The 13,443-nt window shown below is 66.6% G+C and carries 13 protein-coding genes; 8 read left to right on the top strand and 5 right to left on the bottom strand.

Annotated elements, in window-relative coordinates; all coding sequences use genetic code 11:
* Positions 1 to 11 precede the first annotated feature (11 nt).
* The 3 genes from J3A72_RS10210 (at position 12) to arsC (ending at position 2,111) form a co-directional block, all read left to right on the top strand.
* The gene (locus J3A72_RS10210) at positions 12 to 497 is read left to right on the top strand and encodes a DUF456 domain-containing protein (RefSeq protein WP_075076676.1); all 486 of its coding nucleotides are present in this window, start codon (positions 12 to 14) and stop codon (positions 495 to 497) included.
* 118 nt (positions 498 to 615) lie between these two features.
* The gene (locus J3A72_RS10205) at positions 616 to 1,770 is read left to right on the top strand and encodes a phospholipase A (protein WP_209572013.1); all 1,155 of its coding nucleotides are present in this window, start codon (positions 616 to 618) and stop codon (positions 1,768 to 1,770) included.
* Positions 1,770 to 2,111 (top strand): arsenate reductase (glutaredoxin), encoded by a 342-nt coding sequence (gene arsC, locus J3A72_RS10200; protein ID WP_014647723.1) that lies wholly within the window; start codon positions 1,770 to 1,772, stop codon positions 2,109 to 2,111. Before J3A72_RS10205 ends, arsC begins: the two co-directional genes overlap by 1 nt.
* Before the next feature lie 71 nt (positions 2,112 to 2,182).
* On the opposite strand, the gene J3A72_RS10195 is transcribed toward arsC, so the two are convergent.
* The 3 genes from J3A72_RS10195 to J3A72_RS10185 all read right to left on the bottom strand — a co-directional run bounded on the left by J3A72_RS10195 (position 2,183) and on the right by J3A72_RS10185 (position 4,857).
* The gene (locus J3A72_RS10195; RefSeq protein ID WP_014647724.1) at positions 2,183 to 2,818 is read right to left on the bottom strand and encodes a glutathione S-transferase family protein; all 636 of its coding nucleotides are present in this window, start codon (positions 2,816 to 2,818) and stop codon (positions 2,183 to 2,185) included.
* Positions 2,819 to 2,875: 57 nt separating this feature from the next.
* Positions 2,876 to 3,214: a hypothetical protein gene (locus tag J3A72_RS10190; RefSeq protein WP_014647725.1), complete on the bottom strand. Its 339-nt coding sequence runs from the start codon at positions 3,212 to 3,214 to the stop codon at positions 2,876 to 2,878.
* A gap of 125 nt (positions 3,215 to 3,339) precedes the next feature.
* Positions 3,340 to 4,857 (bottom strand): fumarate hydratase, encoded by a 1,518-nt coding sequence (locus J3A72_RS10185; protein ID WP_014647726.1) that lies wholly within the window; start codon positions 4,855 to 4,857, stop codon positions 3,340 to 3,342.
* A gap of 146 nt (positions 4,858 to 5,003) precedes the next feature.
* Between J3A72_RS10185 and J3A72_RS10180 the strand changes: the two genes are divergently transcribed.
* The 4 genes from J3A72_RS10180 to J3A72_RS10165 all read left to right on the top strand — a co-directional run bounded on the left by J3A72_RS10180 (position 5,004) and on the right by J3A72_RS10165 (position 9,308).
* The gene (locus J3A72_RS10180) at positions 5,004 to 5,900 is read left to right on the top strand and encodes an RNA polymerase sigma-70 factor (protein ID WP_075076677.1); all 897 of its coding nucleotides are present in this window, start codon (positions 5,004 to 5,006) and stop codon (positions 5,898 to 5,900) included.
* Between the two features lie 36 nt (positions 5,901 to 5,936).
* Complete coding sequence (locus J3A72_RS10175; RefSeq protein ID WP_075076678.1) at positions 5,937 to 6,389, top strand: carboxymuconolactone decarboxylase family protein; 453 nt, start codon at positions 5,937 to 5,939, stop codon at positions 6,387 to 6,389.
* A 188-nt stretch (positions 6,390 to 6,577) separates the two neighbouring features.
* A complete protein-coding gene (locus tag J3A72_RS10170) occupies positions 6,578 to 8,449 on the top strand; it encodes an ABC transporter ATP-binding protein (RefSeq protein ID WP_075076679.1) in 1,872 nt (623 codons plus the stop codon).
* A gap of 79 nt (positions 8,450 to 8,528) precedes the next feature.
* Entirely contained in the window at positions 8,529 to 9,308 is a 780-nt protein-coding gene (locus J3A72_RS10165) for a ferredoxin--NADP reductase (RefSeq protein WP_014647730.1), read from the top strand.
* Positions 9,309 to 9,383: 75 nt separating this feature from the next.
* Here the strand turns inward: J3A72_RS10165 and J3A72_RS10160 are convergent, their stop codons facing one another.
* Positions 9,384 to 9,863, bottom strand: coding sequence for a glutathione peroxidase (locus J3A72_RS10160; protein ID WP_014647731.1), 480 nt, complete (start codon positions 9,861 to 9,863; stop codon positions 9,384 to 9,386).
* Between the two features lie 130 nt (positions 9,864 to 9,993).
* Here J3A72_RS10160 and J3A72_RS10155 point away from each other — a divergent pair, with 130 nt between their 5' ends.
* Positions 9,994 to 12,162: a M3 family metallopeptidase gene (locus J3A72_RS10155; RefSeq protein ID WP_014647732.1), complete on the top strand. Its 2,169-nt coding sequence runs from the start codon at positions 9,994 to 9,996 to the stop codon at positions 12,160 to 12,162.
* Positions 12,163 to 12,313: 151 nt separating this feature from the next.
* On the opposite strand, the gene cfa is transcribed toward J3A72_RS10155, so the two are convergent.
* Positions 12,314 to 13,429, bottom strand: coding sequence for a cyclopropane fatty acyl phospholipid synthase (gene cfa / locus J3A72_RS10150; protein ID WP_046431639.1), 1,116 nt, complete (start codon positions 13,427 to 13,429; stop codon positions 12,314 to 12,316).
* Positions 13,430 to 13,443: the final 14 nt, after the last annotated feature.

Raw genomic sequence — 13,443 nt, 5'->3', positions numbered from 1 at the left:
TACGGGACAGCATGGGACTCTCATTCATCTTATATCTGCTAGCGGTCATTTTTGTCCTGATCGGCATCGCTGGCATCATCCTGCCGGCCCTCCCGGGCATCCCGCTGGTGTTCATCGGGCTGCTGCTGGCGGCCTGGGCCGACGGCTTCGCCCACGTCGGCTGGCCCACCCTGGTCGCGCTGGGCGTGCTGACCCTGCTTTCACTGTTGGTGGACGTGCTCGCCACCGTAGTTGGCGCGCAGCGCGTCGGCGCCAGCCGCAAGGCCCTGTGGGGCACCTTCGTCGGCAGCATCGTCGGCCTGTTCTTCATGCCCATCGGCCTGTTTGCCGGACCGCTGATCGGCGCCCTGCTCGGCGAGTACTGGCACACCCGCGAACTCGGCCGCTCGACCAAGGTGGGCCTGGCGACCTGGCTCGGCATCCTGCTCGGCCTGGCACTGAAACTGGCGGTGGTGATCGCGATGCTGGGCCTGTTCGCGTTCGCCTGGTTCTTCTGAGCCACCTAGCCTTCACGCCACGCGCACGCCGTGGCCGTGCATAAACGGTGGGGCTGGCCGCGATCCGGTGCAGCCGCCACACTGTGCGATTCCCGTATCCATCGAAGGGCCTGCTGCAATGACCCTCCCCACGCTGCTTCCCCGTCTGGCGCCGCTGGCGCTTGCCCTGGCCAGTGCACCGTTGGCTGCGCAGGAGTTCGCGCCCAGCGCCGACACCTCGCCGGCCGCCTGCGCGGCGATCACCACCGACGCGGCCCGCCTGGCCTGCTATGACCGCCTCTTCGGGCATACCCCGGAGGCCACCGCCGCCGCCGATGCCGCCGCCGAATCGGCTGCGCAGGCGCGCCGCGAGGAACGACAGACCGCGCGCGTGAGCCAGGGCGAGGAAAAGCTGCGCGAGCGGGTCAGCGACCTGTTCCGTCCGGCGGCACCGGACAGCGCGCTGGCCAATGCTGGCCGCGGTTCGCTGCTGGATAGCCGCTGGGAGCTGGCCGAGGACTCCAAGCTGGGGCCCTCCCAGCTGCGTGCCTACAAGCCGGTGTACCTGCTGCCGGCGTTCTGGACCAGCGACCGCAACACCACGCCGCATTCGCCGAACCCGGCCAACAGCGTGACGACCCCGCAGGTACTCGACAGTACCGAGCTGAAGTTCCAGATCAGCTTCAAGACCAAGATCGCCGAGAACCTGTTCGGCGACAACGGCGACATCTGGGCTGGCTATACCCAGAGTTCACGTTGGCAGGCCTACAACAGCGAGGATTCGCGCCCGTTCCGCGAAACCAACTACGAACCCGAAGTGATGATGGTGTTCCGCAACGGCTACTCGATCGGTGGCTGGCGCGGGCGCATGACCGGTATCAGCCTCAACCACCAGTCCAACGGACGGGCCGATCCGCTCTCGCGCAGCTGGAACCGGGTCATGCTCAACATCGGCCTGGATCGCGAGAACTGGGCGCTGGTGCTGCGCCCGTGGTACCGCATCCCGGAAAGCCGCAGCGAAGACAATAATCCGGACATCGAGGATTACATGGGCCGGGGTGACGCGACCCTGATCTGGAACCGCAACGGGCATGAAGTCGCGCTGATGGCGCGTCATTCGCTGCGCACCGGCAGCCGCTCCCACGGTGCACTGCAGCTGGATTACGGCTTTCCGATCAGCAATCTGCTGCGTGGCCATGTGCAGGTCTTCGACGGCTATGGCGAGAGCATGATCGACTACAACCACAAGGCCACCTATGTGGGCGTGGGCGTGTCGCTGCTGGAGTGGTTCTGATGGACGTGACGATCTGGCACAACCCGGCCTGCAGCAACTCGCGCGGCGCACTGAAGCTGATCCGCGATGCGGGCTTCGACCCGGTGGTGATCGAGTACCTGGGCACCCCACCCGACGCGGCCACGCTGCGCCAGGTGCTGGCCGAGTCGGCCCTGAGCGCGCGCGACCTGGTGCGCAGCAAGGAGACCCAGTTCGCCGAACTCGGGCTGGAAGATGCCGACGATGCCACCCTGCTGGCTGCGATGGCCGAACACCCGCGCCTGATCAACCGCCCCGTGGTGCGCACGCCCAAGGGCACACGGCTGTGCCGCCCGCCGGAAACGGTGCTGGAGATCCTGTAACGGAAAAGGGGACGGAGGGGATTAAGTCGTTTGTGCACAAACGACTTAATCCCCTCCGTCCCCTTTTCTGGTTACCGCCAGTCGGTGATGCCTTCGCGGCGGTAGGCCTCGGCGAACGCCGGGCGCGCCTTCATCGAGGTGGCATGTGCCTTGAGCGACGGCCAGGTGTCACTGGGCCTGGGCATGTTGCGCGACCAGCGCATCAGCATCACCAGCATGTAGTCGACCACGCAGGGCGTGGCGCCCAGCAGGTAGGGCCCATGCGCCAGCAGGTGCGTGGCCACATGCTGCCAGGCCGCTTCCAGGCGCTGTCGCGCCATCTCGCGACTGGCCTCCACGTTTGCCTCGCCCGCCACCTCGTGCGGATAGAACCAAGCGCGATAGGCCGGCTGCAACGTATTGGCACACCAGAACATCCAGCGGTAGGCATCGGCGCGCTGCGGCGTGCCCAGTGCCGGCAACAAACCGGCGTCCGGATGGCGGTCGGCCAGGTACAGGGCGATCGCCGCCGCTTCAGTCAGTACCAGGCCATCGATCAGCAGCGTCGGCACCACGCCGGCCGGATTCAGTGCCAGGTACTCCGCCGACTTGTGCTCGCGCGCGTCGAAATCCAGCAGCACCAACTCGTGCTCGATGCCGAGCTCGATCAGCAGCCAGTGCACCACCAGCGCGGCGGTGCTTGTCGAACCATACAGCGTGGTGCTCATGCGGCGGATCCTGTGCAGGTGGGCCGGCCGATTATGCGCCCGTGCGGGAGCCGTCGCTCAGCCGCAGCTGCTCATGCAGGTATCGCGGCGCTCGCCACAGGACATCATCGGCGCGCGCAGCGTGCAGTCATGCGTCTTCAGTTCGCAGGCACGGCGCAGGTCCGGGTTGTCCACGTCCTTGCAGCGCTTGTCCGGCGCCGGCACCATCCGCTGCTCGCAATTGCTCTGGCGGCTGCCGAGAGAGTCATTCTGCGCCATGCAGCTGCGGTAGCTGGCCTGGCACTGCATGCGGCATTGCGCCGATGCAGGGAAATCCGCGCCTTCGTACGACGCCGGGGTGCTGCAGCCGGCCAGGGCCAGCAGCACGCCGGCCACGATGAAGCGATGCAGGGCCATGGACACGTCCTGTGCGAGGGTGTGCCAACCGTAGCAGAGCCAGGGCTACAGGCGCGTTAATCCTGCCTCCAGATACAGCAACGGCGCCACAGGGGCGCCGTTGTCCGGACCGAAGCGTGCGGGAATTACTCCACCACCACCGGAATCTTGCCGATGCGGGCCTGCCACTCGCGCGGGCCGGTCTTGTGCACCGATTCGCCGGCGGAGTCGACGGCCACGGTCACTGGCATGTCCTGCACGGTGAACTCGTAGATCGCCTCCATGCCCAGGTCAGCGAAACCGACCACCTTGGCCGCCTTGATCGCCTTGGACACCAGGTAGGCCGAGCCACCGACGGCCATCAGGTAGGCCGACTTGTGCTTCTTGATCGCCTCGATCGCGGCCGGGCCGCGCTCGGCCTTGCCGACCATGCCCAGCAGGCCGGTCTGTGCCAGCACCTGCTCGGTGAACTTGTCCATGCGGGTCGCCGTGGTCGGGCCGGCCGGGCCCACCACTTCGTCACGCACCGGATCGACCGGGCCGACGTAGTAGATGAAGCGCCCCTTCAGATCGACCGGCAACTGCTCGCCCTTGTTGAGCATGTCGACCATGCGCTTGTGCGCGGCATCGCGGCCGGTGAGCAGCTTGCCGTTGAGCAGCAGGGTCTGGCCCGGCTTCCAGCTGGCCACGTCTTCCGGGGTGATCGTATCCAGGTCCACCCGGGTTCCCTTGGATGCGTCGTAGGTCAACTTCGGCCAGTCTTCCAGCGACGGCGGGTCCAGCATCACCGGGCCGCTGCCATCCAAGGTGAAGTGCGCATGGCGGGTGGCCGCGCAGTTCGGGATCATCGCCACCGGCAGGTTGGCCGCGTGGGTCGGGTAGTCGTTGATCTTGATGTCGAGCACGGTGGTCAGGCCACCCAGGCCCTGCGCACCGATGCCCAGCGCGTTGACCTTCTCGTACAGCTCCAGGCGCAGCTCCTCGATGCGGTTGGACGCACCACGGGCCTGCAGCTCGGTGATGTCGATCGGCTCCATCAGCGCTTCCTTGGCCAGCAGCATCGCCTTCTCGGCGGTGCCACCGATGCCGATGCCCAGCATGCCCGGCGGGCACCAGCCGGCGCCCATGGTCGGCACGGTCTTCAGCACCCAGTCGACAATCGAGTCGGACGGATTGAGCATGGCGAACTTGGTCTTCGCTTCCGAACCACCGCCCTTGGCGGCGACGATCACGTCGACTTTGTTGCCCGGCACCACCTTGACGTTGACCACGCCCGGGGTGTTGTCCCTGGTGTTGATGCGCTTGCCTGCCGGATCGGCCAGCACCGAGGCGCGCAGCTTGTTGTCCGGGTGCATGTAGGCGCGGCGCACGCCTTCATTGGCCATGTCTTCCACGCCCATGGTGGCGTCATCCCAACGCACGTCCATGCCGATTTCCAGGAACACGGTGACGATGCCGGTGTCCTGGCAGATCGGGCGGTGGCCCTCGGCGCACATGCGCGAATTGATCAGGATCTGCGCCATCGCTTCCTTCGCGGCCGGCGACTCCTCGCGCTCGTAGGCGGCGGCAAGGTTCTTGATGTAGTCGACCGGGTGGTAGTACGAGATGTACTGCAGCGCGTCGGCGATGGACTGGATGAGGTCTTCCTGCTTGATCGATGTCACGTCTTGCTCGCTTGCTCGAGGCTGGCGGGGGTAATCCACCCATTTTACCCCCTCCCCCGGCCCCGGGGTGGTAGTGCCGGCCGCTGGCCGGCAAGATTCCCCCGACGCTCTGTCACGCCACGCGCCACTGCGGCGTCCTTGCCCACATGAACGCCGAAACCGCTTTCCAGACCCACCGCCCGCGCCTGATGGCGCTGGCCTACCGCCTGCTCGGCAGCCGCACCGACGCCGAAGACGTGGTCCAGGACGCCTGGCTGCGCTGGTCCGGCGCCGATCCTGCGGCCGTCCGCGATGCCGAGGCCTGGCTGGTCACCACCACCACCCGGCTCGGCCTGGACCGGCTGCGTGCGGCCAAGCGCGAGCGCGTCCACTACGTCGGCCCATGGCTGGCCGAACCGCTGGCGGTCACCCTGGAGCCGGACCCGGCGCCCGGTCCGGCCCAGCTGCATGCGCTGGCCGACGACGTCTCGGTCGCTTTCCTGACCCTGCTCGAACAGCTCGGCCCGGAGGAACGCGCCGCCTTCCTGCTGAAGGAGGCGTTCGACCACGACTACCGTGAGATCGCCGAGCTGATCGGCCACAGTGAGGCCAACTGCCGGCAGCTGGTGCACCGTGCCCGGCAACGCCTGCAGGCCGGACGACCGCGCTTCAATGCCGATGCCAGCCAGCACCGGCAGCTGCTGGCGCGCTTCATGGAGGCCTCGCAGCGCGGCGACAGCGACGCGATCCAGGCCCTGCTGCACGCCAACGCGGTGCTGGTTTCCGACGGCGGTGGCGTGGTCACTGCGGCGGTGCGGCCGCTGCTGGGCGCCGAACGCATCGGCCGCCTGTTCTGGGCCATCGCCCGCCGCGGCGCGGTGCATCCCGCCCAGCTGGGCTACGTCAACGGCGAGCCGGCGATCCTGCGCTTCCAGGGTGAGCGCCTGCATTCGGTCACCACCATCGAAGTGGTCGATGGCCGCATCGCCAACGTGTACAGCGTGTTGAATCCGGAAAAGCTGCCGGGTGCTGTCACGCGCGATGACGGTACGGCGTCCTGGTAGTGAAAGGCGGCCACCGTGGCCGCCGTGGAGCCGAAAATGTCCGACCACGCCTCTCCCCGCGTCCCCTACACCCGCCTGGCCGCCGAGGCCTTCAAGGGCCTGCTGGCCACCAGCCAGGCCGTGCATGACAGCTCGATCGATCCGACCCTGATGGAACTGGTGTTCCTGCGCGTGTCGCAGCTCAACGGCTGCGGCTATTGCATGGACATGCACGGCACCGCGCTGCGCAAGGGCGGCATCGAGCCGCGCAAGCTGGACACGCTGCCCGCATGGCACGACAGCCGCTTCTTCGACGAACGCGAGCGCGCGGCACTGGGCTGGGCCGAGGCGCTGACCCGGCTGACCGACGGCGCGCCGTCGCAGGCCGCGTTCGATGCCCTGGCACCGCACTTCGATGAGAAGGGCATCAGTGACCTGAGCATGGGCATCGCGGTGATCAATGCCTGGAACCGCCTCGGTGCGGGGTTGCTGCCGCCGCTGCCGGCCTGACCCACCCCGCCTTCGACAGTTCATCGGTGCTGCTGGTAGGTGTCGACCTTGGTCGGCACGGTGGATCCACGCTATGCGTGGATGCAGGAGGGTCAGATCCCTTCGCTTCGCGAAGGGATCTGACCCCGGTGCCGGCAACACGGCTGCACTGACTCCCCCTGCACGTATCACGCGCGCACAATACGCGCATGCCTGCCATCCCCCCCGTTGGCGCTGCCGCCGCGAAGAAACCCAGCCTGCGCCAGCGCTTCAAGGCGATGCGCAACCTGCCGCCGTTCCTGCGCATGGTCTGGCAGACCAGCCCCGCGCTCACCCTGGCCAGCCTGGGGCTGCGCCTGATCCGTGCGCTGCTGCCGGTGGCGATGCTGTACGTCGGCAAGCTGATCATCGACAGCGCCCTGCACCTGAGCCAGCACGACGCCGGTTTCCCGCCGCTGGGCGAGGCGCTGTCCAGCGGCATGCTCAATCCGCTGCTGGGCCTGTTGGCGCTGGAATTCGGCCTGGCCATCGCCTCGGACCTGCTCGGCCGGCTGGTCAGCTACGCCGATGCCCTGCTCTCCGAGCTGTTCGCCAACGTCACCAGCATCCGGCTGATGGAACACGCGGCGACGCTGGATCTGGAGGACTTCGAGGACCCGGACCTGCAGGACAAGCTCGACCGTGCGCGGCGCCAGACCATGGGCCGGATGAACCTGATGAGCCAGCTGTTCGGCCAGGTGCAGGACGCGATCACCGTGGCCAGCCTCGCCGTCGGCCTGCTGGTCTACGCGCCGTGGCTGATCCTGCTGCTTGCGCTGGCACTGGTGCCGGCCTTCATCGGCGAATCGCACTTCAACGCGGCCGGTTACAGCCTCAACTTCCAATGGACGCCCGAGCGCCGCCAGCTCGACTACCTGCGCCAGCTCGGTGCCAGCGTGGAAACGGCCAAGGAAGTGAAGATCTACAACCTGCACCGCTTCCTGGTCGAGCGCTATCGGCGCCTGTCGGTGGCGCTGTTCCAGGCCAACCGTGCCCTGGCACGGCGCCGGGCGTTCTGGGGCACGCTGCTGGCTGCGCTGGGTACGCTGGGCTACTACACCGCCTACGCCTACATCGCCTGGCGCACGGTGCGCGGCGATTTCTCGATCGGCGACCTGACCTTCCTTGCCGGCAGCTTCCTGCGCCTGCGCCAGCTGCTGGAAGGCCTGCTGATCGGCTTCTCGCAGGTGGCCAGCCAGGCGCTGTACCTGGACGACCTGTTCTCGTTCTTCCAGATCGAGCCGGAAATCCACTCGCGCGAAGGCGCCATACGCGTGCCGCAGCCGATCCGCCAGGGCTTCGTGTTCGAGAACGTCGGCTTCCGCTATCCCGATGCCGAACAGTGGGCGGTGCGCCACCTCGATTTCCAGCTGCAGGCCGGCGAAGTGCTGGCCCTGGTCGGCGAGAACGGCGCCGGCAAGACCACCCTGGTGAAGCTGCTGGCACGCCTGTACGAACCGGACGAGGGTCGCATCCTGCTCGATGGCCGCGACCTGCGCGACTACGACCTGGACGACCTGCGCGCCAACCTCGGGGTGATCTTCCAGGACTTCGTGCGCTACAACCTCAGCGCCGGCGAGAACATCGGCGTCGGCCAGGTCGAGGCCATGGACGACCGGGCGCGCATCGCCGACGCCGCGCGCCGCGGCATGGCCGAGGAAGTGATCGAGGAGCTGCCCGGTGGCTACGACCAGCTGATCGGCCGCCGTTTCAAGCAGGGCGTGGACCTGTCCGGTGGCCAGTGGCAGAAGATCGCCATTGCCCGCGCGTGGATGCGCAATGCGCAGGTGATGATCCTGGATGAGCCAACGGCAGCACTGGATGCGCGCAGTGAATTCGAGGTGTTCCAGCGGTTCAGGGAACTGGCGGATAATCGCACCGCCGTATTGATTTCCCACCGTTTTTCCTCGGTCCGCATGGCCGATCGCATCCTGGTGCTGGCCGATGGCCGGATCGAGGCCAGTGGCACCCACGCCCAGCTGATGGCACAGGGCGGCCGCTATGCCGAGCTGTTCGAGCTGCAGGCGGCGGGTTACCGCTGAGAACGCCTCTCGTTCCGCCCAATGAGAACCCGTCTCATTTGAGATAGAATTCCCCCGACGACTTTTGACAGATACGCCCATGTCCTCCGCTTTTGGCGCCGAAACGGTGCTTGAGGTCCGTCACTGGACCGACGCCTACTTCAGTTTCACCACCACCCGCGACAGCGGCTTCCGCTTCGAGAACGGCCAGTTCGTGATGATCGGCCTGGAAACCGAGGCACGGCCGCTGCTGCGTGCGTACTCCATCGCCAGCGCCAACTGGGAAGAGCATCTGGAGTTCTTCAGCATCAAGGTGCAGGACGGCCCGCTGACCTCGCGCCTGCAGCACATCAAGCCGGGCGACAAGGTGCTGGTCGGCAAGAAGCCCACCGGCACCCTGCTGATCAGCGACCTGCACCCGGGCAAGAACCTGTACCTGCTGGGCACGGGTACCGGCATGGCGCCGTGGCTGTCGGTCATCAAGGACCCGGAGACCTACGAGCGCTTCGAGAAGGTGATCCTCTGCCACGGCGTGCGCTACGAAAAGGATCTGGCCTACCGCGATTACTTCGAGAGGGAGCTGCGTGAGCACGAGTTCCTGGGCGAGATGATCGGCGACAAGCTGCTGTACTACCCGGCCGTCACCCGCGAGCCGTTCGCCAACCAGGGCCGCCTGACCTCGCTGATGGAAAGCGGCCAGATGCAGCGCACCCTCGGCCTGCCGGAGCTGAGCCCGGAAAACGACCGCGCGATGATCTGCGGCAGCCCGCAGATGCTGGCCGACCTGCGTGCTGTGCTCGATGCCCGTGGTTTCCAGGTTTCGCCGCGCATCGGCCAGCCGGGCCACTACGTGTTCGAGCGCGCGTTCGTCGAGAAATGATGCTGCAACGGTAGTGCCGGCCGCTGGCCGGCTCTTCCTGGCCCACGGGGTTGCCGGCCAGCGGCCGGCACGACCTCACAGCAGCGCTTCGATCTCGCCGCGCAGCTGCTCCGGCCGGGTGGTGGGCGCATGCCGCGACACCACCCGCCCCTGGCGATCGACCAGGAACTTGCTGAAATTCCACTTGATGCGGGCACTGCCGAGCACGCCGCGCTTCTCCCGCGCGAGCCACCTCCAGAGCGGGTCGGCCCCCTCGCCGTTGACCTCGATCTTTTCCGACAGCGGGAAGCTGACCGGATAGTCCAGCGAACAGAACTGGCGGATCTGCGCGGCATCACCGGGCTCCTGCGCGCCAAACTGGTTGCACGGGAAGCCGATCACCACCAGGCCGCGCTCGCGGTAGTCCTGCCACAGCTGCTCCAGCCCGGTGTACTGAGGCGTGAAGCCACAGCGGCTGGCGACGTTCACCAGCAGCAACGGGTGGCCCTGGTACCGGGCCAGCGCCTGCGGCTGGCCGTCGAGGTCACGGAAGCTGAAATCGTAGGCAGTGGTCATGGCAGCGGGCCGTGGGCGGTGAACGCATGGTACCCGCGCCCGGCCCCGGCAACATGCCTTTTGACACAAGTGCAGTCGCCGCCGGCCGGGTTACCCTCGGGCCCTTGTTTGCCTTACCGGAGCTTCTACCTTGACCACTCGACTTGCCCTTGCCGTGGCCATGTCCCTCGGCCTTGCCCTGCCCGCCTTCTCGGCCGGCGCCGCCACCCCGGCTGCCAGCACCAATGCCCAGCAGGCCAACCCGTTCTTCGCCGAAAGCCCGCTGCCGCTGCACTTCCCGCAGTTCGACAAGATCAAGGACAGCGACTTCGCACCGGCCTTCGACGCCGGCATGGCGCAGCAGCTGAAGGAAGTGGAGGCGATCGCCAACAACAAGGCCAAGCCGACCTTCGACAACACCATCATCGCGCTGGAAAAGAGCGGTGACATCCTCGACCGTGCGACCACCGTGTTCTTCAGCCTGGTCGGCGCCGATACCAACGACACCCGCAAGAAGCTGCAGGCCGACTACTCGGCGAAGTTTGCCGCGCACAGCGATGCGATCGCGCTGAACGGCAAGCTGTTCGCCCGCATCCAGGCGCTGTACGACACCCGCAGCCAGCTGGGCCTGGACGCCGAAGGCGTGCGCCTGGTCGAGAAGTACTACGACAATTACGTGCGCGCCGGCGCCAAGCTGTCCGAGGCCGACAAGGCCACGCTGAAGGACATGAATGCCGAACTGGCCAATCTGGGCACCAAGTTCAGCCAGAACGTGCAGTCGGAAGTGAACGCTTCGGCAATCACTGTCGACGACGTCAAGGAGCTGGCTGGCCTGTCCAAGGAGCAGATCGCCGCCGCCGCCGAAGCCGCCAAGGCGCGTGGCCTGGAAGGCAAGTACGTGATCACCCTGCTCAACACCACCGGCCAGCCGCCGCTGACCAACCTGGCCAACCGCGCCCTGCGCCAGAAGATCTACGAAGCCTCGACCACCCGCGGCAGCCGCGGCGGTGAGTTCGACAACACCGCGCTGGTCTCGCGCATCATGCAGCTGCGTGCCGACAAGGCCAAGCTGATGGGCTTCCCGAACTTCGCCGCCTACAACCTGACCAACCAGACCGCCAAGACCCCCGAAGCGGTCAACGCGATGCTCGGCAAGCTGGCTCCGGCCGCGGTGGCCAATGCCAAGCGCGAAGCCGCCGACCTGCAGGCGATGATCGACAAGGAGCAGAAGGCCGCGCGCAAGCCGACCTTCCAGCTGGAACCGTGGGACTGGGCCTTCTACAGCGAGAAGGTGCGCCAGGCCAAGTACAACTTCGACGAGTCGCAGCTGAAGCCATACTTCGAACTGAAGAACGTGCTGGAGAACGGCGTCTTCTACGCCGCCGGCCAGGAATTCGGCCTGACCTTCAAGCAGCGCACCGACCTGCCGGTCTACCACGATGACGTCACCGTCTACGACGTGTTCGACGCCGATGGCAGCCAGCTGGCGATCTTCATCTTCGATCCGTATGCACGCGCCTCCAAGCGTGGCGGTGCGTGGATGAACTCCTACGTCTCGCAGTCCAAGCTGACCGGCTTCAAGCCGGTGGTCGCCAACCACCTGAACATCCCGAAGCCGCCGGCCGGCCAGCCGACCCTGCTGACCTGGGATGAGGTGAACACCACCTTCCACGAGTTCGGCCACGCCCTGCACGGCATGTTCTCCAACGTGAAGTACCCCTACTTCTCGGGCACCTCGGTGCCGCGCGACTTCGTCGAGTTCCCCTCGCAGGTCAACGAGATGTGGGCCGACAACCCGGTCATCCTGAAGAACTACGCCAAGCACTACCAGAATGGTTCGGCGATGCCGCAGGCCCTGCTGGACAAGGTGATTGCCGCATCGAAGTTCAACCAGGGCTTTGCCACCACCGAATACCTGGGGGCGGCGATGCTGGACCAGAACTGGCACCAGATCGGCCCGGACCAGGTGCCGGCGGCCAAGGACGTGATGGCGTTCGAGCGCGCCGCGCTGGAGAAGGACGGCATCTACTACGCGCCGGTTCCGCCGCGCTACAAGACCCCGTACTTCAGCCACATCATGGGCGGCTACTCGGCCGGCTACTACGCCTACATCTGGTCGGAAGTGCTCGACGCCAACACCCAGAAGTGGTTCAAGGACAACGGCGGCCTGAGCCGCAAGAACGGCGACCACTTCCGCGCCACCCTGCTGTCCAAGGGCGGCAGCGTCGACGCGATGCAGCTGTTCCGCGATTTCGCCGGCCACGAGCCGCAGATCGAACCGCTGCTGGAAAAGCGCGGCCTGACCGGCGCCGGCAACTGATCGCCAGCGCAGTCGCCTGAAACGAAAACCGCCCGGGAGACCGGGCGGTTTTTTGTTGTGGTCGGGGTCAGAGCCCTCTTCTGCGAAAAGGGATCTGACCCCGGGGTCGGATCCCTTTCCGACGGAAAGGGCTCCGACCCCAGCCACGCCATCAACGCGGCGCCACGTACCCACCCGGCACGCCTTCCGGCGACAGCACCAGCTGCCACAGCTGCGCGTGCCGGCAGCGGAAGGTGGCCATCGACCCGGCCAGGTAGAAGCGCCACATGCGCCGGAAGTGCTCGTCGTAGTGCGCATCCAGCCGCGGCCACGCTGCTTCCACGTTGCGCCGCCATGCCTGCAGGGTCAGGTCGTAGTCGGTGCCGAAGTTGTGCCAGTCCTCCAGCACGAAACGGCCTTCGAACGCCTTGGTGATCTGCACCGCCGACGGCAGCATCGAGTTGGGGAAGATGTAGCGTGCAATCCATGGATCGGTGCGATGCCGTGAGACGTTGGTGCCGATGGTATGCAACAGCAGCAGGCCACGTGGCGACAGGCAGCGCTTGGCCACTTCGAAGAAACCGGCGTAGTTCTTGTCACCGACGTGCTCGAACATGCCGATCGAGAAGATCGCATCGAACGGTTCGTCCAGTTCACGGTAATCCTGCAGGCGGATCTCGATCGGCAGGCCAGCGCACAACTGCCGCGCGAACTCGGCCTGCTCCTGCGATATGGTCACGCCGACGCCGCTGACACCGTAGCGCTCGGCGGCGAACTTCAGGGCTTCGCCCCAACCGCAGCCAATGTCCAGCACGCGCTGGCCCGGGCGCAGGCCCAGCTTGCGGCAGACCAGGTCGAGCTTGGCCTCCTGTGCGGCGTCGAGGTCGTCGGCGTCGCGCCAATAGCCACAGCTGTAGACCAGGCGCTGGCCGAGCATGGCCTGGTAGAGATCATTGCCGAGGTCGTAATGGCGGCGACCGACTTCGTAACTGCCCTGCCCCGCCTGCAGGTTGAACAGGCGCGCCTTCAGCGCGTCTGCCACTTCGCGCCAGCCGTGCACCCGTTCATCCAGGTGCGCCTGCATCAGGTGGACGAGGAATTCATCCAGGACATTGGCATCCCACCACCCCTCCATGTAGCTCTCGCCCAGGCCGAGCGAGCCGTGGCCCATGACCCGCGCGAAAAAACGCGGGTCATGCACCTGGATGTCCTGTGGCTGGGTGCCGCCGATGCGGACCCCGGCTTCGTGGAGCAGGCCGGCGACCCGCTCCTGCAACCCTGTATCCACGCCACCTCCTCGAC

Source organism: Stenotrophomonas sp. PvP093 (genome assembly GCF_017876915.1).
In the GTDB taxonomy this organism is placed as follows: Bacteria; Pseudomonadota; Gammaproteobacteria; order Xanthomonadales; family Xanthomonadaceae; genus Stenotrophomonas; species Stenotrophomonas muris.
This window is presented reverse-complemented; position numbering and strand designations above follow the sequence as displayed.

Excerpts from the sequence above, each read along its gene's own strand:
- J3A72_RS10210 (WP_075076676.1), top strand. The coding sequence starts at position 12 with ATGGGACTCTCATTCATCTTATATCTGCTAGCGGTCATTTTTGTCCTG.
- J3A72_RS10205 (WP_209572013.1), top strand. The coding sequence starts at position 616 with ATGACCCTCCCCACGCTGCTTCCCCGTCTGGCGCCGCTGGCGCTTGCC.
- arsC (WP_014647723.1), top strand. The coding sequence starts at position 1,770 with ATGGACGTGACGATCTGGCACAACCCGGCCTGCAGCAACTCGCGCGGC.
- J3A72_RS10195 (WP_014647724.1), bottom strand. The coding sequence starts at position 2,818 with ATGAGCACCACGCTGTATGGTTCGACAAGCACCGCCGCGCTGGTGGTG.
- J3A72_RS10190 (WP_014647725.1), bottom strand. The coding sequence starts at position 3,214 with ATGGCCCTGCATCGCTTCATCGTGGCCGGCGTGCTGCTGGCCCTGGCC.
- J3A72_RS10180 (WP_075076677.1), top strand. The coding sequence starts at position 5,004 with ATGAACGCCGAAACCGCTTTCCAGACCCACCGCCCGCGCCTGATGGCG.
- J3A72_RS10175 (WP_075076678.1), top strand. The coding sequence starts at position 5,937 with ATGTCCGACCACGCCTCTCCCCGCGTCCCCTACACCCGCCTGGCCGCC.
- J3A72_RS10170 (WP_075076679.1), top strand. The coding sequence starts at position 6,578 with ATGCCTGCCATCCCCCCCGTTGGCGCTGCCGCCGCGAAGAAACCCAGC.
- J3A72_RS10165 (WP_014647730.1), top strand. The coding sequence starts at position 8,529 with ATGTCCTCCGCTTTTGGCGCCGAAACGGTGCTTGAGGTCCGTCACTGG.
- J3A72_RS10160 (WP_014647731.1), bottom strand. The coding sequence starts at position 9,863 with ATGACCACTGCCTACGATTTCAGCTTCCGTGACCTCGACGGCCAGCCG.